Below are 24202 nucleotides of genomic sequence, written 5' to 3' on the forward strand. Positions count from 1 at the left end.
ATTTCATAGTTTTAGGGGGAATTTATTTTGAAAAAAGGGAAATTAATAGCTTCATTGTCTTTGACAGTTTCGCTTATATTCTCTGGTTTCGCCAGCGCTAATACAACCTTAGCAAAAACCACAAGCCCAAAACTTGTTCCTGCAACCGTTTCAAAGAATATTGACGGAGATACCATCCAAGTAAAATATAATGGGAAAAATGAAACAGTGCGGATGTTATTGATTGATACACCAGAAGATGTCGATCCTCGTAAACCGGTAGAACCATACGGCTATACAGCAGCCAAATACGCAAAAAGTAAGCTTCCGGTTGGAAAACACATCTATCTGCAGCTTGGTAAAAAGGGATATGAACGTGATAAATATCATCGCTTATTAGCCTATGTCTACATCACAAAAACAGATTTATACAACAAAGATATCGTGAAAAAAGGATATGCCAGAGTTGCCTATGTCTATAAACCAAATACCGACCATCTTTCTGAATTGCAAAGTGCCCAATCCTATGCAAAATCTAAAAAATTAGGGATTTGGAGCATTTCAGGATATGTAACGTCAAATGGATACAGTCTCAGCAAATCATGTTCTTATGCCAGAAGCAATGGATACTCAACAAACGGCTGTGGAATCACCGGTACCAAAACAACCAATACCAGTTCCAAAGGAACCACTTCCAGTTCAACAAAAGTTACAGGTACAACATTAACGGTTAAACATGGTCAACAGGCGTCCATAACAATCAAAACGAAGCCCGGAGTAAAAGGTACCATCCAAGTGATTTACAGCTCTGGTCCAAGTAAAGCATCAGGGTTAACAGCAAAAACAGCAAACAGCGGCGGCTACATCACCTGGTCATGGCGGGTAGGAACCAGCACAAAACCTGGCAGCTATCCTGTGATTATGAAAGCAAATGGCTCCACTATCAAAAAAACGTTAATCGTCCGATAAAGACAAGCCCGGCTTAGGGCTTTTTTTTTTGCAAAAAAATATCCGGCAATCGCCGGATCCATAAAAAATATATTAAAAGGGGGGTTTGGAAAGCTAGTTTCCGTTCCATAGATATATCTTACCCCCGAAAAATGAACAAACTATGAACAAACTTTTAAGGTTCGTGTAATTTAAAAGGCTATACTATTTCTGTAAGTTCGGATACATGGACAAGTAAAATATTGAACCTATAACTTTCATCTTGGATTTCGCAAAAGTCGGAGGAATATTGATGGTAAAGGATATAATTCTTTCCTTGATACATGACACGTTTATTTTTCAAAATGAACAACACCTTTCAAAAAAATTATTCGGTTAACATTACACAATATGTAGAAATTCCATCGATTATGACAAATTTCAACCAACTCTTTAACTGAACATCGTCATAATTTGTAATTAAGTAACCTTAAGGAAAAAAGGTGCAAACGGTCGTCATCATGACAATTTTAAAAAGCAAAACCATCATGATTACCCCTTCCAATAGAGAAGACTTTTATAAAAATAGAATAGAGTATTTTTGTTAAGGTGTTATTATTTTATTGTAAATTTATGATTAAAATAGTGCCTCCTTAGAACTTACCTTAATTTATTATAGTGTTCATAAAATATTTTGAAGAGCTGCTCATCGCCGCCACGATCGGGATGAAGGCATTTGAGTAATTTTTTAAATTCCTTTTTTAACAAGGATGGATCGGCGCCATCATCTAATCCAAATATGGTGTTAAATGTAAGTGGGGGAGCAGAAGTCAGAGCATACTCTGCTTGTAACATTTTTTTCAGAGAACGAACTTTAGCTTGTTCAATGCGAACAGAGGTTTTTAATTGCTCAATATCCTCTTTTAATTTTTGGTTTTCCTTAAACGTTTTTTCCCAATGTTGAAAATCGACTCCATACCTCTTCGTTTTCTCCTCGATTTTCTTTTCAATGATAAATGATGCTAAATCACTGGGATTGACCAAGTAATCGATCTTTAAATTTTTGGCCCTTCTTGCCGTTATTTTTCCCTCAAGAATCCACTGAATAACGGTTAATTCACTATCGGTAATACCTTCCTCTTTTAGGTGTATTGTCACTTCTTTTACATTTAACATAAGATCACTCATCAATCGTTTTCAGATTTTACATGCTAATTTTAATGTATCATACTGAAAACATTACATGTTTACTAAATTATTTAATTTTTATTAAAATAATTTATCAAAAGTCTTATCGTAATAGAGACATTTAGACAAAGGAAGTCCACGTTCCTGCATAGAATAAAAAATATATAATATATTGGTAACTCCCAAATTTAAGGAGGAATAGGAATTAGTTATGATCCCTACAATCTTAATCCCGGGTATACAAGGTACAAAACTCGTCAATACCAATACCCTAAATTTCGATACCATCTGGTCAGCTGTTCAAAGTAAATATGAAACCATCTATGACCTTGCATTAAAGCGGGATAGCCGTTTTGAAGTGAATCCAAAATCAATAATTGAGCGGAGTGATGTGGAAGATTTGGCTTACCGCCAGGCTGTTTACATTATTGAAAAGAAGACTCAAAGTCCAATTTATATTTTTGGGTATGACTGGAGGAAATCCTCAGAGGAAAATAGCCAGCACTTGGAAAACTATGTTGAGTACCTTAAGGAAAAACTTTCTGTGAAAAAGTTTAACTATATTGCTCACAGTCTTGGCGGAATGGTGTTTAGCTGTTATTTGAAAAATTTAAAAGGAAATTATGAGTCTATTGAGCATGCCGTTTTGGCAGTATGTCCGTTTATGGGTTCGGTTAGGGCACTAATTTCCCTCACTGCCGGTGAAGGCGGCTTTGAGTTTCCACTATTTAACGCAAATGATGAATTTCGAAAAATTGCCCGGACGTTTCCATCGGTATATGAATTATGCCCAACCTATAAAGATGCCATTGTATTTGAAGACGGCTCGGCATTTGATTTAGGTAATCCAGATAATTGGCAATCCAATATCGGAAATAACGATAGAGCAATGTTTCTGGACCGGATTAGTCAGTTGAGAAAATTTCGGGATATTAATCATCCAGCGATGCTTGATTTAACGAAGCTCCCAGATGAAGTGCAGAAAAGATTACTCATTCTTGCAGGAGTGGGCGAAGAAACAAAAACCAAAGTCGTTGTAGAGCCTTATAGTCCTGATGGTGGGGTGAAAAATTTCTTTAATTTTGATACACCAAATTCCAATGGAGATGGGGATGGAGCCGTTCCGATTGAGAGTGCTGAAATTTACAAGCAGTCCGTTTTAACGCTCATCGTGCGGAAAAAGTGGAATCAAGTTGCCATGCATCCACTTTTCTTGAACGATGGCAGAGTCCAAACGCTCATTACTCGCTTTTTTTTAAATAATACTTCTGTATATGCCAATGGTAATCCTTGGTGGTCCGTGATAGACGGGTCAGTTAATAGGTTATAAATAGATGGAACAGCAAAACTAGGAGTCCTTTCTGTTTTTTAGTTGATAATATTCTATATAAGCATTTAAGTTTTTTTTCCTGATTCGGCTTGTTACTATAGTAATATCATCTTCACCATGAAAGGACAAATGATTATGGCAAACATTCATATCCCTTTATCCGTATTAAATCTAGCACCAATTCGCGCAGGACAAACCTCGAAACAGGCAATTGATTCAATGGTCGATCTCGCACAAGCGGTTGAAAAAATGGGTTATCAAAGATACTGGATTGCTGAGCATCATAATTCACCTACACTGGTCAGTTCAGCAACTTCTCTATTAATCAAACATACATTAGAACATACCAGTACCATTCGTGTCGGGTCTGGTGGGATTATGCTTCCGAATCACTCTCCATTAGTTGTAGCCGAGCAATTCGGGACAATGGCAACGATTTATCCAAATCGTGTCGAACTAGGACTTGGCCGTGCACCAGGTACAGACATGATGACGGCAAATGCCCTCAGACGCTCAAAAAATGATTCGGTCTATACCTTTCCTGATGATGTTCAGGCATTACTTACTTATTTTGGACCTGAAGAACAGCAAAGTTATGTGAGAGCATATCCTGGCATCGGCACAAATATTCCGATTTATATTCTTGGTTCTTCTACAGACTCAGCCTATTTGGCCGCAAGTCTTGGACTGCCATATGTGTTTGCGTCACACTTTGCACCAACTTATATGGAAGAAGCCATTTCGATTTATCGTGCACGCTTCCAGCCCTCAGAATATTTAGATAAGCCATATATGATGGTATGTTTAAATGTAATTGCTGCAGAAACGGATGAAGAGGCTCACTTCCTGTCAACAACCATGCACCAATTTTTCTTGAATATTGTCCGCAACACACGAAATCCATTACAGCCGCCAGTTGAGAACATGGAAGAGCTGTGGACACCGATGGAAAAAGAAATGGCAAACCAACGAACCGATGTGGCGTTATTAGGCAGCAAAGAGACAATTCGTCAACAATTAACAAGCTTCCAGGAAAAATATGATGTCCAAGAAATTATGGCGGTATCTTATATTTTTGATTTTGAAAAACAAAAGAGAGCCTATGAAATTTTAAAAGAAGTGGTAGAGGGGAAATAAAATATCTCAGAATGGCAAGATAGCTCGAGTGATCTTGCCATTTTTTATTTGGCTTTGCGAAGCAAAGTTTTCGGATTCGCATTTAGAACTAGCAAAGCCCCAACGAGCACGATAGAAGCAATCCAAATGGCTTTAGTGCCATAGTGAACAGTGGACAAAGCACCTGTGAAAGCCCCAACTAAAAAGGAAAGAATAATAACCGTGAAATCGAAAAATTGAATGATTCCTTGGCGGTCATGGAGAACTAGAGCTGTATAGGCTGCTTGTGCAGCTGTTCGCAAATTTCCCGTAACCATTGCCGAATTAAAGGGCCATTTTACGAGTGTTCGGAAAGATGAAATTTGTACAGAAGCAACGAATGCAATCGTTACGGTAACAACAATATTTGGTACTTCAACAGGCCATGTTCCTACAAAGACTAACACAGTGCTCTCCAATAAAAGAACCGTACGGGCCGGAAAGGGAAAGGTTCTTGTAATCTTTGGATGCTTCAACCCCTCGGCGACCGCCACTCCCAGAACAAACGCCAAAATAGGAGGAATATGTTTAAATCCTTTGTCCCATTGTCCTTGTGCTGTCTCTACGCCTAATAAAACAAGGTTTCCTGTCTGGGACGTCGCAAATACACCATCCCTGCTAACATAGGTGTAAGCATCTAAAAATCCTCCGACAAAGGCCAGGAAAATGCCTAAAGCAACGGATTCAGCTGTTATTCGCGGTAGCTTCGCAAAACTACTATTAATATACTTGGTTAATGAGGCAAACTTTATTTTTTGAATCTTTTCCATCAAGGGTCTCCTATCCATTTTTTATGCGCTAAATTTTATCATCCCCCTTTGTACTAGAATTTTTGCGTCTCGAAACATAAAAACTTATAATGATAACACTTGCTTGAAAGGAAGAGAGATAAATGGAAAAAACACTTGAAACATTACGAGAACTGCATCGTTCAGTTCAAAAATTGGAAACCGTCCTGCAAGAAGTATGGACTTATGTAGATGAGCTTGGTGAAGACGATAGCTTCAAGGAATTGAAGAAAAACGCAAAACAATCTAAAAACGGTCTTTTAGAAAGGATGAATGAATTTAATCAGTTTCTTGGGGAAATTCCCGAAGACGGTACGTCCGCAGTGGATTTGGAGGATGCCATTTCAGAGCTGATTGATTGGGTAAAAACAAATACATAATAATGATCCTATTTTTATATGGAATAATCCAGTCGGAAAGGTACACCCTAAGAGTAAGAAAATTTGTTTGAAGGAGAATACCTCGTGAATTCATATGAAATTAACGATATGATCATCGATGATGATTTTGCTAGTGAGGAATATGTAACCGTAGAATTTTCTTCCAATCAAAAAGAGTATAGGATCACATTTAAAAAAGCAGATCTTGAAATTATAAATAGCTGGGTGTTCGAGAATGGCACATCCCTACCGGCAAATATATCGGAAGAGATGGTTGAATCGATTAGAGACGATGTGAAAAAGAGGATTTAGCCGTATTAATGAAAAGGGGGAGCATTTTTAATGCTCCCCGTAATCCTACTAGATTTGTAATCATGAATGAACCGCAGTTAAATTTAAAATTTCATACAACTCATCAAGCTTCTGTATTTGATAGCTTGGAATAATCTCAGAGTGATTAGGCTTTAACTTTGGATTGAACCAGCATGTGGTAATGCCGGCGAGCTGTCCGCCTTTCATATCAGAACTTAACGAATCGCCAATAATTAGGCAATCTTCTAATGCGAAATCTGGGATTCTTGCAAAAACATAATCAAAAAATCCCTGCATTGGTTTTTGGAAGCCTGTTTCCTCCGAAACAAAGATATCCTTGAAAAATGGTGATAATCCTGAATCATGTAGGCGTTTATATTGCGTCTCCGAAACACCATTTGTGACAATATATAAATCAAAATGATTTTGTAGGTTGGAAATTAATTCTAGAGCCCCCGGAATAAGTTGATGACTTTCTGCAAGTAATCTCCGATATTGTTTTTCTAATAATGAACCATCTACCTCAAGGCCATATTCCTTAAAAAGAATCGAAAAACGAGAATTCAATACCCCATCTAGATTAAGTTTTCCTTCTTCAAAAGCGGTCCACAGTCCTTGATTGATATTTTTATAACGACTGACTACTTCATTTGTAAGGGGAAAATTCTGTTCCTCAAGAAGTAAGCGTAATGCTTCTTTTTCTGCCGCACCAAAATCCAATAATGTGTCATCAACATCAAATAACAAGGTTTTGTATTTTTTCAAAATAATCTCACCATCTTTTTTCCATTCTTTTATACTTCTAATCATTTTACATTAATTTTTATAAAATTGTATAGAGAAAAATTGAAGCAAAAGATAAGCATTTTTATATGAATTTTTACGGAAACCAACCGATAATTTGTAAAATGGTCAGAGCAATTTCAATCACAATAAGGATCACGATGATCCATTCGACAAATAGGCCTCTAATTGAGTGGCTGATGGTAGAGAAGCCGTCCATTATATTATATAAAATGTCTGTTTTGCTTTTTAGAATTTTATAACGATCGTTTAACTCGAAGAACTCGATCATTTTATCATAAAATTCATTCGCTGTGCTGCTGGTCCAGGTAATATCGGGCTTATCCAAAATCATGATATATGCAAGGGTATTATACTCATGGCGGACAATTTTCGCTGTTGTTCTAGCAAGCTCTTTATTGCCAATCCTCAGCTTTCCTTTTTCGAGCCGATCAATCATCGTTTCAAGTTTATCGTGGATTTTTCCAAGCTGTTCCTCTGTTTTCTCAAGGGCAACTGATTTGGCTAGCACAGTAGAAATTAACTCAGGGTAAAAGCTTTCATATCCCGGTACCACTACATATTCGTCTGTTAATTCAAGGGTTTCGGTGCCACGAACATGAAGGCTGTAATCATCCGTATATTTGTAAGTTTGATTAAGATCAATGTCCGGTTCAAACGAATGGAAAAACTGGAAAAAAACCATCATATCATTGTTGTCGATTAGATTGATGAAAACAACGCTGCCAAACGAAAAAACCAGAACCATTTGTGATTCCTCGACTTCTTGTCCAAGGATGGTTTTTAAAATATTTCCCCTCAAGATTAAAGGCTCTTCCCAAGTGAATTTTTTCGGAATACCGCAATGAATGGCAATTTTGTTTAGATCAATTTCATGCGTGATGGCAAATGCTTTAAAGGTAATGGCCCTCATTAAGATCACTCTTTTCAACGAATTGGTCATGCTTTCTATAAGTCTATTCATTGGTAAATTAATTTTGACCATTTCTTTGGAACGCAAAGAATTTACTAACCTTAAGCAAGTACTCATAATTTTTCAAAGGGAACTACAGCATAAAATAAATAATGTTACAATAGGAATAAAATGAAATGGTGGGGTAACATATGTACAGCTTTAAAAATGATTACAGTGAAGGTGCACATCCAAGAATTTTGAATGCTTTAATAGAATCTAACTTCGAACAGGAAGATGGGTATGGGGAGGATCGTTATACCCGGAAAGCAATTGAATCGATCAAGAATAGAATCGGCCGGTCGGACATCGATGTTCACTTATTATCGGGTGGAACGCAGACCAATATGATCGCCATTTCAGCATTCCTGCGACCGCATGAAGCTGCAATTGCGGTTAGTACCGGTCATATATTAGGGCACGAGACGGGTGCAATTGAGGCGACCGGACACAAAATTCTATCTGTAGAATCGAGTGACGGAAAAATAACCCCATTCCACTTGCAAGCCGTATTGGACTCCCATCCGGATGAACATATGGTGAAACCAAAGCTCGTGTATCTATCTAATTCGACTGAAATAGGGACCATTTATAAGAAAAGCGACTTGGTGCAATTGCGGGAATTCTGCGATCGCCACCATCTAATCTTATTTATGGATGGTGCAAGGCTGGGGTCCGCACTTTGTTCAACGGAAAATGACCTTGAGTTAAGTGATTTACCTGCACTGGTAGATGCATTTTATATTGGCGGAACGAAAAATGGAGCGCTTTTAGGTGAAGCATTAGTGATTTGCCGTGATTCCCTTAAGGAAGATTTCAGATATCATATGAAGCAAAAAGGGGCGCTCCTAGCAAAAGGACGACTTTTGGGCCTACAGTTTTTTGAACTATTTCAGGATAATTTGTTTTTTGAATTGGCAACACATGCGAATAGGATGGCAGAAATGCTAAAGGTTGAAATTCACGGAGCAAATATTTCATTTTTGACCGATTCTCCCACCAACCAAATCTTTCCGATTTTGCCCAATTCCGTGATCGCTGAACTTGAAAAGAAGTATGGCTTTCATATTTGGGAAAAAGTCGATCAAGATTATTCAGCGATTCGCCTCGTAACCTCTTGGGCAACAAAGGAGGAGCAGGTAGCAGCATTTATTGAGGATTTTAAAAAGATAGTAGATAAAAGAATATAAAAATAGATGACTTTGTTTCATTTGAGACAAAGTCATTTTTTTATTGACTGGGTAAAAATAAAATATATAATATAAAATATACAAAAGACTGAAAATTTGGAAAGCCTTTTGTAATGAATAGGTAAGTGAAAGGAGATGGAAGGTATTGAAACTAGAATTGAATAAAGGGGAGGGGCTTACAAGTATGGAAAATAAAAGCCATGAATTAAAGCGTGGGCTTACCTCCCGACATATTACCATGATTTCCATAGGTGGAACCATCGGTACAGGTCTTTTTCTAGCATCTGGGAATGTTGTTTCAAAAGCGGGTGCGCTTGGCGGTCCTATTGCGTATTTAGTTATTGGAATTTTAGTTTATGTTTTAATGAAAGGACTTGGCGAAATGTCCACCTTCATGCCGATTCCTGGTGCGTACACGACTTATTCCGGTCTGTTTGTTCATCCGGTATTAGGCTTCATGGTTGGCTGGAATTTATGCATCAACGGCTTTCTCGGTCTCGGAGCTGAAATTGTTGGAGGGGGGATGATTTTAAACCAATTTTTCCCGAGTATTCCTCCCGTTGCTTTCTGTATCATGCTTTCCTTATTAATTCTGGGATTAAACTTGATCGATGTAAAAACATACGGTGAAGCTGAATACTGGTTTGCCGGCATCAAAGTAATTGCTATTATCATTTTCCTCATTGTTGGTGTTTTAATGATTTTTGGTGTGATTGGAAAACAAGGCTTTATTGGATTATCTAATTTGAACAGCCATTCTATGTTCCCAAATGGATTTTCTGCGGTTATCTTGATGATGACTGGGGTCATATGGTCTTATCTGGGTGTTGAAACGGTTGTAACAGCAGCAGGAGAAACCAAAAATCCTCAGAAAAATGTGCCGAAAGCAATAAACACCATTTTCTTTAGGATTTTAATTTTCTACGTTGGTTCGGTTACGGTTATAGGATTAGTTGTTCCTTTTGAAAATGTAAGCGTTTTAAGTAATGGCTATGCGGGACTGTTTGGTTTGGCTGGTATACCAGGTGCGGCCACGATCATGAATATCGTGATTCTGACATCTTTGGCTTCCGCGGCAAACTCTATCGTGTATGCACTTAGCAGAACATTAGTTGCATTATCAAAGGAAGGAAAAGCTCCAAAAGCATTGGCAAGAGTAAATAAACGTGGAATCCCAATGAACGCGGTTCTTCTCACTTTGTTCCTTGGACAGGTTTCGCTAATTACCAACTTCGTATCACCTGATAAAGTGTTCATTTGGCTCATTTCCATCGCCGGATTTAATACACTTCTTGGCTGGTTCGGTAGTTTCCTTTCTCACTATCGATTTAGAAAATGGCTTATTGCACAAGGCGGATCTGTGGACAAGCTTAAGTTCAAAATGGGTACGTATCCGATTCCAACGATCATCTGCCTATTCGTTTTAGTGGCTATTGCCATTTATACAGCTTATAGCTCGGATACAAGATTCTCATTCTATATCGGTGCACCCATGCTCGTTTTATACTTCATTATCGGAACGATCTTAAATAAAAAAGGAAAACTGCAAGAACCAAACTACAAACCTTTCTTAGACGCTCACATCAATGATAAAGAAATCAATTAAAATTACTTGCTTAGCTGAAAAAAGGTTGATGGTATAAGGACAAAACTCATTAACCAAACTAAAAAATTACCCTTCTTAAGTCAAATGCTTTAAGCAGACAGACAAATGCCCTTCATATCAATCTATGAAGGGCATTGCTTTCTATATTAACCCAAGGCGCTCTAACCCAAACCGAACTCCGTCTTCTTCTGCAGATAATGTGACCATATTGGCAGCCTGTTTTACATCATTGCGGGCTGACCCCATCGCTACTCCCATTCCAACTAGAGATAGCATTTCGATATCATTTAATCCATCCCCAAACGCAATTGCTTCATCAGGAGCTATTCCCAGCTTTTCTAATAATTTCGTTACCCCAACCGCTTTGTTGGACTTTGTCAAATTCACATCACAGGTTCTTGCGCCAGAGGTCCACCTTCTGAAATCCAATTCCGGAATCTTCGTTTGATAGGATACCTCATCCTCTAGATCACAATGAAGGAATAATTGATAAATATCTTGCTCTTTCCAAAATTGAGGAGGTGTCTGTTCAAGTTTCCACGAATCGTTCATGTATGCCTCCACAACAAATGGATGACTTAGGTCTGTAACAGTAAAATGGGTGCCCGCTAAAAAAGTAAGAGGGTGCTGATAATCATGTGACATTAAAAGAACCCTCTCTAAAACCTCTTTCTCAATGGCATTCCTGTAGATTTCTTTTCCTTCATGGTAGGCATAGGCCCCGTTAAAAAAGACCATGGAGTCCACACCAGTATCTTGAATGATGGAATTAGAAAAATAGGGCGCTCTGCCTGTGGCAATCACAACGTTTATATTACTATCTCGCAACCTTTGGATCGCATCCAATGTAGCAGAGCTAATCGTTTTTCCATGCGGAAGAATCGTTCCATCGATATCTAAGATGACAACTTTGTATTTCATCTAATACTCTCCTAACAGCACTTTATCATTAAATCTATAGAATAGTATAACATGTTTTGTTAAAAGTAAAATTTACGGGACCTGATCTGTTTTGCTTTGCCAATCCTTCTTTTCGTTACTACAATGATAAAGAAAAAATTAATTCCTTCAAGGGAGAGGTAACAAGAATTACGTGTCGATGTTTGAACGATAAAGGGAGTTTTTAGATTGGGAGTGGGCAAAGTACCTAAAGATAAGATGAATATTTCTGTAAAAATTTTTCGAAAACCGAAGAAATTAAATGGAAATTAAGGGGAAAATCGGTTAATCTGTATAAGTATTTTTTTTAGCAATTTCTAAATATAAAATATGGGGGATGGTTGAATGGGGAAATCAAATAATAAACACTCTACGATCGTGGTACTTCTACTCGCAGGAACGTTTATTGCGATTTTAAATCAAACGTTGATGATTACAGCAATTCCTCCGGTAATGGATGAAATGAATGTAACCGCCAATAGTGCACAATGGCTGACAACTGTTTTTATGCTGGTGAACGGAATTATGATTCCCGTCAGCGCATTTTTATTGGAGCGGTTTACAACAAGACAGCTGTTTATATCAGCCATGAGTATTTTTGCTGTCGGTACCTTGGCAGGGGGGATTGCACCCAACTTTGAGATGCTTTTGCTCGGGCGCGTTATCCAATCCATTGGAGCAGGAGTTATGCTGCCCCTGATGCAAACGGTATTTTTAATGATATTTCCTGTCAATCGCCGAGGCTCTGCAATGGGCTTAGTCGGGCTTGTGATTTCCTTTGCACCGGCCATTGGTCCAGCCCTGTCTGGATGGGTAACATCCCATTTTTCCTGGAGAGTTCTGTTTTTTATCATTTTACCAATCGCACTGATTGATATTCTCATTGCCTTTATTGCCTTAAAAAATGTAACCGAAATCTCCAAACCAAAGGTCGACGTGATCTCCATTATCTTTTCTTCGTTTGGTTTTGGGGGACTGCTTTACGGATTTACTGCTGCCGGAAATTACGGATGGACTAACTCGACTACAATCCTGTCTCTAGGAATTGGTGTAATTTCATTAGTATTATTTATTTACAGACAGTTACGGTTAAAGCATCCGATGCTTGAATTTGGGGTGTTTAAGTATTCCATTTTTCCGTTCGCCATCATTATTGGGATGATCGGCTTTATGGGTTTAATTGGTGCTGAAACGATTATCCCGCTGTTTATGCAGAACATGCGCGGATTTTCCGCATTCGAGGCCGGCCTAGCCCTTTTACCAGGTGCACTGGTCAGTGGATTAATGGCACCAATCGTGGGGAGAATCTTTGATAAAGTTGGAGCAAGATGGTTGGTGATGATTGGACTAACAATTATGACAGCGGCTTCCTTTGCCTTTACACGATTAGGGCCTTCGACGACAATGACCTATATTACTATCTTATACGGAATTAGGATGTTCGGTCTTTCGATGGTGATGATGCCGGTCGCCACGTCTGCGTTAAACCAGTTACCAAAACGATTAATTCCTCATGGTGCTGCCATGGATAATACAATGAAAATGATTGCTGCCTCAGTAGGGACTGCGATTCTTGTTACAGTTATGACCACAACAGCAGAAACAGCAAAACAGCGCCCGGAGATTTCTCATCCAGATATGTACGGTGCTAACGTGGCCTTTATGGTGGTTTCCATACTTACACTGCTAGGACTCATCCTTTCCTTTTTTATAAAAAAAGACCAACAGTCAGAAGGGGAATTGAAAGGAAAAAGCAAGGTAAGCGTTAAAATGCAGGAATGAAATTAAAATAAGAGAAGACATATGCTCGCTGCACATGTCTTCTTTTATTTTTAAGATCTAAATTTTAACGGAAGCTTCTTTCGATACCAGCGCTTTTCGCCATGAGACTTGGACAATTGCTAGCACCAACAATGCTGCAAAGCAAACTGCCGCATAAACCAAAAAACCAGCTCCATACGATCCTGTAAATTGTTTAAGTGTTCCCAAAATATTCGGAACAAAAAATCCGCCAACCCCACCTGCAGCTCCAACAATGCCGGTGATCATCCCAATTTCTTTTTGGAATCGCTGCGGAACCAATTGAAAAACCGCCCCATTTCCCATCCCAAGACAAAGCATGCCAATCAATAACAAAATGGTCACTAGGGTTAATCCGGGAAGCAGGCTTACACCAAACATCATGAGCGTCACCCCAATGAACAAAAAGATTAGAAGGCGGACCCCGCCAATTTTATCAGAAATCCATCCCCCAACAGGGCGGAAGAAGCTCCCTGCAGCTACACAAAGGGTAACAAAATCCCCGGCTTTTACTTTTGATAAATCATATTGGTCCACAAAAAAGATGCTCAAAAAACTGGATAGGCCGACAAATCCGCCGAATGTGACGCTATAAAGCATGCAAAAAAACCAAGTATCTTTCTTTTTTAAAACATTGAAGTATTGGGCGATAGGTTTTGCCTGTGGCTGCGATGGAGCATCCTTGGCTACCAAGCTATAAATAATAAAAACCAATAAAAGTGGAATAATAGCCAACCCTATAACATTATGCCAGCCAATTTGGTCTGCAATCCGCGGTCCAAATAAAGTGGCGAATAGAGTTCCGCTGTTTCCTGCACCGGCAATCCCCATTGCCAGACCTTGTAAGTGCGGTGGATACCAGCGACTTGCCATTGGAATGGCTGCTGCAAAACTTGCACCTGCTACACCGAGCAGAATTCCGATAAAATATAGCTCGATTAAGGATTTCCCAAACAACCAGGCCCATAAAAGTGGAACCATTGTAATAAGCATCCCGCTGATTGCGGTTTTACGAGGACCGATGCGATCGGTTAAGATTCCAAGTACAATCCGGAAAAACGAACCGCTTAGAATCGGAACAGCGACAATCAACCCTTTTTGAGATAGGGAAAGGCCAAAATCCCTTGTAATATAAACTCCAAGTGCCCCGAGCATCACCCAAATCATGAAACTTACATCAAAATATAAAAATGAAGCAACTAATGACGGCGCATGACCGCTTTTTCTTAAATCTGATAATTTCATCCACATACGCTCCCCTCAATAAATATCCTTACCAACCGATGCCTGGATTCTTTGAAAACCATACTTTCCCAAGTAAAAACAAAAATGAAATCAGTCCAATCTCATTTTTCATTATCATAACCTCCGTTTTTTGAAATTTTTGTCTGCTTAAGCGTAATAGATCGGTTCTTAAGTTGTCAGTTTCTGTGTTAAGAATTCTTACATAGTTTTTAAAAATGGATTTTCTATGTTAGGAAATGTAACACAGTTGGCTTTTTTAAAACGGACCTATGGAATAATGGATGTGTTATGAACCAATAAATACAACCATCTTTAAAAAGAGCTGGAGGGTTATGAATGGAGAAACAAAAACTAGTGCTGGTGGGGAATGGTATGGCAGGTGTCCACTGCATAGAGGAAATCATCAAACTGGCCCCTGATCAGTTTGAGATTACGATTTTTGGCAGTGAGCCACATGTGAACTATAATCGGATTCTTTTGTCATCTGTACTGCAGGGGAGGGAATCGATTCATGAGATTATCTTAAATGAACGCGAGTGGTATGCCGAGCATCAAATTCAACTTTTTACAGGGGAAACGGTAAAAAAAATAGATAAAGAGAAACATGTGGTTAAAACCGATCAAAATCGTGAAATTTCCTACGATCATATAATTTTAGCCACTGGTTCCGTCCCATTACTCCTTCCTATATCAGGTGCAGATAAGAAGGGCGTGTTTACATTTCGGACCATTGAAGATTGCAAGAGAATTATGGAAGCATCGAAGCGCTGTAACAAAGCCATCGTGATTGGCGGCGGGGTATTGGGTTTGGAAGCTGCGAGAGGGCTGCTCAATCTTGGGATGGATGTACATGTAGTGCATAATGGGAGCTTCCTGATGGAAAGGCAACTTGATCAAACGGCATCTAAAATGTTGCAAAAAGTATTGGAAGAACAAGGTATGAAATTTCTTTTTGAAAAAGAAACAAATGAAATTGTCGGTAAAAGCGGGGTAGAAGGGGTCCGTTTCAAAGATGGTACCGAAATAGAGTCTGAATTAGTAGTAATGGCAGTAGGGGTTAGACCCAATGTTCAGTTAGCCAGAGAAAGTGGAATTGCAACGAACCGGGGCATTCTCGTGAACAACTTTTTGGAGACAAGCGAACTAAAAATATATTCCTTAGGTGAATGTGCGGAACATTGCGGTATCGTTTATGGATTAGTGAAGCCATTGTTTGAACAAGGGAAAGTATTGGCGAAACGGATTTGTGGCCAGCCCACAAATGGATACGTTGGGTCTATCCTGTCCACCCAATTAAAAATATCAGATGTGAAGGTATTTTCTGTAGGCAATTTTTCTGAAACAGAGTCATCAAAGTCTATTAATCTCTATGTTGGACCGGGAGGCGATTATAAAAGACTGGTTTTTCAAGACGAAAAACTGATTGGTGCTGTGTTATATGGGGATATAAAAGACCAGGAGAGATTGCTGGAAATGGTGGTGAACCAGGAGCTCGTACCCGAAGGCGACGAATGGACTCTGTTCCAATCTCGAAAGGAAAAGGAAAATCCAATCGTTTCAATGCCATGTAATCAAATTATTTGCAACTGTAACGGGGTCACAAAAAGGGAAATCATAAATACAGTTCAAAAAAACGGATTAACGGACGTAAACCAAATAAAAAAATACACCAAGGCCTCTGGCTCCTGTGGCGGCTGTAAACCACTAGTGGCCGATCTCCTTTCCTATATTCAAAGTGATGCATTTGATGAACCGGAGGAAAGAGAGAGCTCAATGTGTGACTGTACTTTGTTGGCTGAAGAGGAGGTTGTTCGTGAAATGCAAGTTCAAGATCTTTCCTCCTTACAAGGCGTGATGGATGAACTGAAATGGAAGAACAAGCAAGGCTGCACAACCTGCCGACCTGCCATTCATTATTATTTAACCATGATAAATCCTGAATATGTGTACAAACATAAAGATCTGTTTGATCCCCTAGGAATGCATATGATTCTTCAAGTGAATAACTTCACATGCAACTGTGAAAAACAATCATCACTTGATTTGGCAGGTGATTTGGAAAAGAGATTTGAATTCCTCCTGACACCTTCTAAGGTGAAAATCACTATTTCCGCCTGCATTCATAACGGACCCGATACAATCAAAAATGATCTAGTTGTAATCCAGATGGAAAGAGGCTGGGAAATCTATGTCAGTGACTTGTATGAACAAAGTTCCGGCGGGCTGCTCTGTATTGCCGAAACAAATCAAATAGCAATCGAAATGATATCCGTGTTTATCCAGTACTATCGGGAAAGCGCAAATTTCATGGAGCAGATTGGGAAATGGTTGGAACAGGTTGGTCTTATCCATGTAAGAGAAGTTATCTATGATGACGAACTTCGCCAGCAGTTATTAGAGCGTTTGGACGAAGAAGTTTTAATCAGGAAGAAGCTTTTAGAAAAAAGTTATTAAAAAAAGAGAAGAGGTGAAAATTCTTGACGGAACTTTTATTAAAATATTTTCGAACGAAGCAGCAAAAAGTTGAATCGGAAAAATTATTTGATACCCAATGTCCCTTCTGTAGTATGCAATGCAAGATGACATTTATAGAACAATCGATTGTTTCGAGGAAAAAATATCTGACCCTTGGAAAAGAAAATCCAACTTCCGAAGGACGTTTATGCATAAAAGGCATGAATGCCCACCAACATACCGTTAACAAGGAGCGGTTAAAGTATCCGATGTTAAAGGTGAATGGAGAATTTGTCCGAATCTCCTGGGAGGAAGCGTTACAACAATTTAAAGAAAACTTTACACGAGTTCAAGAAGAAGACGGACAGAATGCATTAGCAGTTTATGGAAGTGCGTCGATTACGAATGAAGAGGCGTATTTACTAGGGAAATTTGCGCGGGTTGCCTTAAAAACGAAATACATTGATTATAATGGCAGGCTATGTATGTCGGCATCTGCTACCGCGGCAAATCAAACATTTGGGATGGACAGAGGGTTTACCAACAGCTTGTCGGAAATTCCATTTACCCGCTGCATTATTCTAGCGGGTACCAACATCGCCGAATGCCAGCCTACGATGATGTCCTATTTTGAAAAGGCGAAAGAGAATGGTGCCTACATCATTGCAATTGATCCTCGCGAAACAGCGACAACCAAAATGGCAGACCTTCATCTAAAACTGAAACCGGGAACAGATGCCGCCTTAGCAAACGGATTATTAAAAGTAATCTTTGAAGAAAACTATATGGATAAAGAATTTATCAAAGAACGTGCCACAGGGTATGAAAAAGTAAAATACCATGTCATGTCTCTGAATTTAGATGATATTGCAGAAATTACAGGGGTTCCAAGTAAACAAATTCGGAAAGCAGCAATAATGTTTGGCAGAGAAGAATCGGGAATGATTTTTACCGCTAGAGGAGTAGAACAGCAAACTGATGGGGTAATGGCTGTCCGTAATTACCTGAATATTCTTGTTTCGACAGGGAAAATTGGAAAGCCCCATTCCGGTTATGCTGCGATTACCGGACAGGGAAATGGCCAAGGAGCAAGGGAACACGGTCAAAAAGCAGACCAGCTCCCCGGTTATCGCTCCATTGAAAATGAAGATCATCGTTCCTATATTGCCCGTGTCTGGGGAATTAATAAGGATGAATTACCAGGCAAAGGAGTTTCTGCCTATGAAATGATGGAAAAAATCGATGAAGGGGAAATCACTGGGTTATTTTTAATGTGCTCGAATCCGATTGTCTCCAATCCAAACGCTGAATTTGTCCAAAAAGCTCTTAAAAAACTAAAATTCTTTGTAGCTGTGGATTTGTTTGTTTCGGAAACTGCGAGATTAGCAGATTTAATTTTACCAACTTCTTCGTATTTAGAGGATGAAGGAACCATGACGAATGTAGAGGGGAGGGTGACCTTAAGGGAAGCAAGCTATCCATGTCCGGGTGAAGTAAAGCACGACTGGCAAATACTATGCGAAATTGCCAAAGTGCTGGGGAAGGGCGAGTATTTTTCATTTTCGTCCGCAGAAGAAATTTTTAATGAATTAAGATTGGCTAGCCGAGGTGGAATCGCTGATTATTACGGGATCACATATGAACGGATTAGAAAAGAAGGAGGCATCCTATGGCCATGTCCAGACTCTGACCATAAAGGGACAAAACGGCTGTTTGAAACTTCCTTTGCCCATGAAGACGGAAAGGCAGCAATGGTGGTCGTGCAAAACGAACCAGTTATTCAAAAGGATCAGGTAAATGATGAGTTCCCGCTGTATTTAACAACCGGCCGAGTCATGTCCCATTATCTAACTGGTGTGCAAACAAGAAAAAGTTCAGCATTGGCTGCTAGAAATGTGGAGACATTTATGGAGATTCATCCAACCACTGCAAGAAGATACCATATTTCGGACCAATCGTTAGTAAAAATAGAATCGAGACGGGGAAGTATTGTCGTTCGAAGTAAATGGTCTGAAACCATTCGTCAGGATACGGTTTTCGTTCCGTTCCATTGGGCAGACTCGCAAAATGTCAATCTCCTTGTTTCTAATGAACTCGACCCAGATTGCCGGATGCCTGGGTTCAAGGTGAGTGCCGTCCGAGTGAGTCCGGTAATGAATTTCCATAAATAAAATCAATGATGCCTGGGGTGATAGACCCAGGCTTTTGTATGGCTTAAAAATACTCTTTTAGAAAAATTATTAAAAATATATGTTAGATAACCTTACATGTTTTGTAATTTTTATTTTTTACCGTGTTATAGTTTGTGAAAGAACTTTCAAAGGGAGGAATATCCAGTGGAAAAGAAAAAGTTGATTCTCGTCGGGAATGGTATGGCAGGAGTCAGAACCATTGAAGAAATCTTGAAACATTCAAAAGTAGATTTTGAGATTACAATTTTCGGTAGTGAGCACCATCCAAACTATAATCGAATACTCCTTTCAAAGGTATTGCAAGGGGACACGGAAGTTAAGGATATTACATTAAATGACTGGGACTGGTATCGAGAAAACAATATTCAACTATTTACTGGAGAGACCGTAATCCAAATTGATTCAACGAAAAAAGTGGTGGTAACAGATTTAGGCCGAGTGGAACCTTATGATGAGTTGATTTTAGCAACTGGATCAATGCCCTTCATCCTTCCAATACCGGGGGTGGAGAAAGACGGAGTTACGGCTTTTCGGGATATAAAAGATACCGAAGTAATGCTCGAAGCTTCAAAAAAATATAAAAAAGCGGCTGTAATTGGCGGAGGGTTATTAGGACTTGAGGCGGCAAGGGGGCTATTAAACTTAGGGATGGAGGTTTCTGTCATCCATCTTGCACCCTACTTAATGGAACGGCAACTCGATCATACAGCCGGCAAACTATTACAAACAGAGTTAGAAAAACAAGGGATGAAGTTTTTACTTGAGAAACAAACCCAAGAGATTTATGGGAATGAAAGGGTGGAAGGATTAAGGTTTAGTGATGGAACAGAAATTGAAGTGGACTTAGTCGTAATGGCTGTTGGGATTAAGCCAAAAAGTGAATGGGCAAAGGAAAGTGGAATTCTTGTCAATCGCGGGATTGTGGTGAATGACTATCTGCAAACCAATACCCCTCATGTTTATGCAGTGGGCGAATGTGCTGAGCATAATGGAATGGTTTATGGTCTGGTATCCCCTTTGTATGAACAAGGAAAAATATTAGCGAAAACCGTCTGTGGCATTGAAACCAATCCATATAAAGGCTCCATATTATCCACTCAACTGAAGGTTTCAGGTGTAGAAGTATTTTCTGCAGGGGACTTCATCGAGGGAGAAGGTAAAAAAGCAATCAAGGTATTCGATGACCAGGATAATATTTACAAGAAAATCGTATTACGTGGAAATCAAATCGTTGGCGCTGTGTTGTTTGGTGATAGCAGCGAGGGGAATCGGTTGTTTTCCATGATTCAAAAGAAAGCAGATATTTCAGATACGGAAAAGGTATCGATTTTACAACCGTTGCATGAGGAAGCAGGTAGCAGTCTAGTCGCTGTTATGAACGATGATGAAATGATCTGCGGTTGTAACGGGGTAACAAAAGGAACGATTGTTCAAGCGATACAGCAGCAAGGCTGCACATCAGTGGATGCAATCAAAGCGTGTACGAGTGCTTCTAGATCCTGCGGGGGCTGTAAACCGCTTGTAGCTGATCTCTTGCAGCACACGCTCGGTTCCGCTTTTATGGAAACAGCTCAAAAAGAAGCCATCTGCGGTTGTACCACTTTATCAAGGGATGAAGTGGTGGAAGAAATAAGGGCTAAGGGGCTGTCAACGATTAAGGAAGTCATGTATGTCCTTGGTTGGAGTTCGGAGGAAGGCTGTTCCAAATGCCGCCCCGCATTAAACTACTATTTAGGAATGGTTCATCCAATTGAACATAGGGACGAAAGAGAATCGCGATTTGTGAATGAGCGGATGCATGCCAATATTCAAAAAGACGGGACCTACTCTGTTGTACCGCGTATGTATGGCGGTGTCACCAATTCAAGCGATTTACGCCGAATTGCTGATGTTGTTGATAAATATGAAATACCGCTCGTAAAATTAACCGGCGGCCAACGAATCGATTTATTGGGCATTAAAAAAGAGGTCTTACCAAAGGTTTGGGAGGATCTCGACATGCCATCTGGATTCGCCTATGGAAAATCACTACGAACAGTTAAGACTTGTGTCGGAGAACAATTTTGCCGATTTGGAACCCAGGATTCGATGGGACTTGGTATTGTCTTGGAAAAGAAATTCGAAGGTCTGCAAACGCCTCATAAAGTAAAAATGGCTGTTTCTGCCTGTCCAAGAAGCTGCGCAGAGTCAGGTTTCAAGGATATAGGATTTATTGGAATCGACGGCGGCTGGGAAATTTTTGTTGGCGGAAACGGTGGAACCCATGTCCGCGGAGGGGATTTATTATATAAAGTCAAAACCGACGAAGAGGTTGTCAAGATTACGGGAGCTTACTTGCAATATTACCGTGAAACAGCAAACTACTTGGAACGTACATCTGCTTGGATTGAACGTGTTGGTCTAACACAAATCCGTTCGGTCCTTGACGATTTGCAGAAACGGAGGGAGCTGAATTTACGGATGGAGGAAGCATTGTCCGTCCTGCGTGATCCGTGGAAGGAAATAGCTGAGGATGAAAAGGTGAAGAAGCAATTGTTTGAGACACTAGTGAAGTCTTAAAAATTACATGATATAGGAGGAAATAGCTGATGGCTAGCAAAAGTGTGACAAAAATATCAATTGGTTCCATCCATGAGCTGAAAGAGCGGATTGGAAAAACGGTATGTATTGGGAAAAAAGAAGTGGCTGTATTTAAATTATCCAGTGGAACGGTTCGGGCAGTAGAGAACAGCTGTCCCCATAAAGGCGGAGTCTTAAGTGAGGGCATGGTGAGCGGAGAATTTGTTTTTTGTCCGATGCATGATTGGAAAATCTGTTTGGATGACGGGAAGGTTCAAAAGCCGGATAGAGGCTGTGTGACAACCTATCAAACATTGATTGAGGGTGATCAGGTTTATCTATTATTTGAAGAGTAATAGAAGAAACTGTCTTTTGACCAGTGGTTGAAAGGCAGTTTTCCTAAAAATATTACCGATCATTTAATGCAAGTTTGCAATAGTTACGGCTGGTTAGAAGGGGTGTGGAAAAATGAAACAAAAAAAGGGGAAAGTGTATCTAGTCGGTTCAGGTCCTGGCGACCCAGATTTAATTACTGTAAAAGCGACAAAATGCCTTCAACAGGCAGATGTTATTTTATACGACAGATTGGTGAATCCGGTACTTCTTGATTATGGAAGACACGAAGCAGAATTGATTTTTTGCGGAAAAGAGCCGGGAAACCATTGTGTCTCTCAGGACGCTATACATGATTTATTGGTGGAACAAGCGATGGAAGGGAAAACCGTTGTTCGGTTAAAAGGTGGTGACCCGTTTATTTTTGGTCGCGGCGGTGAAGAGGCAATGATACTTGCCGAATATGGAATTGAGTTTGAAGTAGTTCCCGGTATTACGTCTGGAATAGCTACTCCTGCTTATGCCGGTATACCAGTTACATATCGAGATATAAGCCAATCGTTTGCCGTGGTTACAGGACACTGTGTAAACGGGAAGCCGAAAAAAATTCGCTGGGACTATTTATCCCACGGTGTCGATACCCTGGCAGTCTATATGGGAATCAAGAATCTTCCATATATATGCAGACAATTAGAAATATGCGGCAAGGATCCGAACACTCCTGTAGCCGTCATCCAAAAAGGAACAACTAGTGAACAACGAACGGTGCTTGGAACACTTGAAACAATTGTAAATATAGTAGAAGAGAATCGCATGACCAATCCTGCCATGATAATTATTGGAGAGGTGGTAAACTTGTCGGAAAAATTATCGTGGTTTCCTGAAAGAATTCGCATTCCAACCGATTGAACAAATTTTTCTCCAAAAAACATGAAACTATTCCCAAAAACCGTCCTTATAAGAAAGTAAGTATGAAAATTCTTAACATTAAACGCGGACTAAGGTATAATAATTTTCATTACTTAATAGGAAGGTTTTAAAACATCATGAACTCTAATTTCAAAGAACAAATTGAACAATTTAAACTGCGAAATCAAAACCGCGGGCGTTTACTTGTTAGCTGTCCCGACCAGCCGGGGATTGTTTCAGCGATTTCTCAATTTTTATTTTCCCATAATGCCAATATCCTTGAGTCCAGTCAGTACTCAACCAATCCTGAGGGTGGAGTTTTTTTCATCCGAATTGAGTTCGAGTGTCCCTTTTTAAAAGAAAAAGCAAACGAAATGAAAGAACAGTTCACAGAAATTGCTGATAAGTTTTCAATGGAATGGACGTTAACACCAGTATTTAAGGTGAAAAAAGCAGCTATTTTTGTCTCAAAAGAATTGCATTGTCTTTTGGAACTGTTATGGGAGTGGCAAAGCGGCGATTTGATGGCCGATATTGCTCTCGTCATCAGTAACCATGAAGCAGCAAGGGATGTCGTTGAAGGGCTTAATATCCCATTCTATTATATTCCAGCTAATAAAGATATACGTGAACAAGTAGAAAAAGAGCAGTTGCAGCTTCTTAAAGAACATGATGTGGATCTCATTGTTCTTGCGCGTTACATGCAAATTTTGACACCGAATTTTGTAGCTGCAAACCCGCATAAAATTATTAACATCCATCATTCATTCTTACCTGCCTTTATTGGGGCAAGACCGTATGAACGGGCATATGACCGCGGTGTTAAATTGATTGGGGCTACTTCACACTATGTAACGAATGATTTGGACGAAGGTCCTATTATCGAACAAGACATAGCAAGAGTCGATCACCGTGACAATGTTGAATCCCTAAAGAAAATCGGTCGCACAATTGAACGAAGTGTATTAGCACGCGCTGTAAAATGGCATCTGGAAGACCGAATTATTGTACATCAAAATAAAACAATTGTTTTCTAAAACATCAACTCCCCAGACCATTCGGTTTGGGGAGTTGTTTTTTCATTGTGGGGAAATTTGGTATTGAAAGGTCTGTCCTCTTCCGATTCTCGCTTTTTTTCAAAAAAAATATTTTATCCACGA

At 39.6% G+C, this 24202-nt stretch carries 20 protein-coding genes; 14 read left to right on the forward strand and 6 right to left on the reverse strand.

Annotated features, from left to right (window positions below; translation table 11 throughout):
- The first annotated feature begins 27 nt into the window (after positions 1-27).
- Positions 28-948, forward strand: coding sequence for a thermonuclease family protein (locus M028_RS30470; RefSeq protein WP_035424208.1), 921 nt, complete (start codon positions 28-30; stop codon positions 946-948).
- Positions 949-1566: 618 nt separating this feature from the next.
- Here the strand turns inward: M028_RS30470 and M028_RS0119650 are convergent.
- Positions 1567-2082 (reverse strand): hypothetical protein, encoded by a 516-nt coding sequence (locus tag M028_RS0119650; RefSeq protein ID WP_035424209.1) that lies wholly within the window; start codon positions 2080-2082, stop codon positions 1567-1569.
- A gap of 223 nt (positions 2083-2305) precedes the next feature.
- Here M028_RS0119650 and M028_RS0119655 point away from each other — a divergent pair, with 223 nt between their 5' ends.
- On the forward strand, positions 2306-3424 hold the full coding sequence (locus tag M028_RS0119655) for a lipase/acyltransferase domain-containing protein (protein ID WP_026575400.1): 1119 nt from the start codon (positions 2306-2308) through the stop codon (positions 3422-3424).
- A 135-nt stretch (positions 3425-3559) separates the two neighbouring features.
- A complete protein-coding gene (locus M028_RS0119660; RefSeq protein ID WP_026575401.1) occupies positions 3560-4561 on the forward strand; it encodes an LLM class flavin-dependent oxidoreductase in 1002 nt (333 codons plus the stop codon).
- Positions 4562-4605: 44 nt separating this feature from the next.
- On the opposite strand, the gene M028_RS0119665 is transcribed toward M028_RS0119660, so the two are convergent.
- Positions 4606-5349 carry a YoaK family protein gene (locus M028_RS0119665; protein ID WP_051591108.1) on the reverse strand — a complete coding sequence of 248 codons (744 nt, stop codon included), beginning with the start codon at positions 5347-5349 and terminating at the stop codon, positions 4606-4608.
- Between the two features lie 122 nt (positions 5350-5471).
- Here M028_RS0119665 and M028_RS0119670 point away from each other — a divergent pair, with 122 nt between their 5' ends.
- Both M028_RS0119670 and M028_RS0119675 read left to right on the forward strand, forming a co-directional pair.
- The gene (locus M028_RS0119670; RefSeq protein WP_026575403.1) at positions 5472-5747 is read left to right on the forward strand and encodes a hypothetical protein; all 276 of its coding nucleotides are present in this window, start codon (positions 5472-5474) and stop codon (positions 5745-5747) included.
- Positions 5748-5831: 84 nt separating this feature from the next.
- Positions 5832-6059 carry a hypothetical protein gene (locus M028_RS0119675; RefSeq protein WP_026575404.1) on the forward strand — a complete coding sequence of 76 codons (228 nt, stop codon included), beginning with the start codon at positions 5832-5834 and terminating at the stop codon, positions 6057-6059.
- A 60-nt stretch (positions 6060-6119) separates the two neighbouring features.
- Here M028_RS0119675 and M028_RS0119680 read toward each other — a convergent pair whose 3' ends face one another.
- Together M028_RS0119680 and M028_RS0119685 are read right to left on the reverse strand one after the other, a co-directional pair.
- Positions 6120-6824 carry a YjjG family noncanonical pyrimidine nucleotidase gene (locus M028_RS0119680; protein WP_026575405.1) on the reverse strand — a complete coding sequence of 235 codons (705 nt, stop codon included), beginning with the start codon at positions 6822-6824 and terminating at the stop codon, positions 6120-6122.
- A gap of 115 nt (positions 6825-6939) precedes the next feature.
- Positions 6940-7776, reverse strand: a complete 837-nt coding sequence (locus M028_RS0119685; protein ID WP_026575406.1) for an RMD1 family protein — start codon at positions 7774-7776, stop codon at positions 6940-6942.
- A gap of 191 nt (positions 7777-7967) precedes the next feature.
- Between M028_RS0119685 and M028_RS0119690 the strand changes: the two genes are divergently transcribed.
- Positions 7968-9005, forward strand: a complete 1038-nt coding sequence (locus M028_RS0119690; protein ID WP_026575407.1) for a threonine aldolase family protein — start codon at positions 7968-7970, stop codon at positions 9003-9005.
- Between the two features lie 145 nt (positions 9006-9150).
- On the forward strand, positions 9151-10611 hold the full coding sequence (locus M028_RS30475) for an amino acid permease (RefSeq protein ID WP_081810791.1): 1461 nt from the start codon (positions 9151-9153) through the stop codon (positions 10609-10611).
- Positions 10612-10752: 141 nt separating this feature from the next.
- On the opposite strand, the gene M028_RS0119700 is transcribed toward M028_RS30475, so the two are convergent.
- Positions 10753-11532 carry a Cof-type HAD-IIB family hydrolase gene (locus M028_RS0119700; RefSeq protein ID WP_026575408.1) on the reverse strand — a complete coding sequence of 260 codons (780 nt, stop codon included), beginning with the start codon at positions 11530-11532 and terminating at the stop codon, positions 10753-10755.
- A gap of 363 nt (positions 11533-11895) precedes the next feature.
- Here M028_RS0119700 and M028_RS0119710 point away from each other — a divergent pair, with 363 nt between their 5' ends.
- Positions 11896-13332: a DHA2 family efflux MFS transporter permease subunit gene (locus tag M028_RS0119710; RefSeq protein ID WP_026575409.1), complete on the forward strand. Its 1437-nt coding sequence runs from the start codon at positions 11896-11898 to the stop codon at positions 13330-13332.
- Positions 13333-13389: 57 nt separating this feature from the next.
- On the opposite strand, the gene M028_RS0119715 is transcribed toward M028_RS0119710, so the two are convergent.
- Positions 13390-14595, reverse strand: a complete 1206-nt coding sequence (locus M028_RS0119715) for a nitrate/nitrite transporter (RefSeq protein ID WP_026575410.1) — start codon at positions 14593-14595, stop codon at positions 13390-13392.
- Positions 14596-14931: 336 nt separating this feature from the next.
- On the opposite strand from M028_RS0119715, the gene nirB (M028_RS0119725) reads away from it, so the two are divergent.
- From nirB (M028_RS0119725) to purU, 6 genes are all read left to right on the forward strand, one after another.
- Complete coding sequence (gene nirB, locus M028_RS0119725; RefSeq protein WP_026575411.1) at positions 14932-17049, forward strand: nitrite reductase large subunit NirB; 2118 nt, start codon at positions 14932-14934, stop codon at positions 17047-17049.
- Between the two features lie 23 nt (positions 17050-17072).
- Positions 17073-19220 (forward strand): assimilatory nitrate reductase catalytic subunit NasC, encoded by a 2148-nt coding sequence (nasC, locus tag M028_RS0119730; RefSeq protein ID WP_026575412.1) that lies wholly within the window; start codon positions 17073-17075, stop codon positions 19218-19220.
- Between the two features lie 165 nt (positions 19221-19385).
- Positions 19386-21800 carry a nitrite reductase large subunit NirB gene (nirB, locus tag M028_RS0119735; protein WP_026575413.1) on the forward strand — a complete coding sequence of 805 codons (2415 nt, stop codon included), beginning with the start codon at positions 19386-19388 and terminating at the stop codon, positions 21798-21800.
- 29 nt (positions 21801-21829) lie between these two features.
- The gene (gene nirD, locus M028_RS0119740; protein ID WP_026575414.1) at positions 21830-22156 is read left to right on the forward strand and encodes a nitrite reductase small subunit NirD; all 327 of its coding nucleotides are present in this window, start codon (positions 21830-21832) and stop codon (positions 22154-22156) included.
- Between the two features lie 112 nt (positions 22157-22268).
- Positions 22269-23042, forward strand: coding sequence for a uroporphyrinogen-III C-methyltransferase (gene cobA / locus M028_RS0119745; RefSeq protein WP_026575415.1), 774 nt, complete (start codon positions 22269-22271; stop codon positions 23040-23042).
- 137 nt (positions 23043-23179) lie between these two features.
- A complete protein-coding gene (purU, locus tag M028_RS0119750; protein ID WP_026575416.1) occupies positions 23180-24079 on the forward strand; it encodes a formyltetrahydrofolate deformylase in 900 nt (299 codons plus the stop codon).
- Positions 24080-24202 lie beyond the last annotated feature (123 nt).

Origin of the sequence: Bacillus sp. UNC438CL73TsuS30 (assembly GCF_000482325.1) — a bacterium.
Lineage (GTDB): Bacteria > Bacillota > Bacilli > Bacillales > Cytobacillaceae > Neobacillus.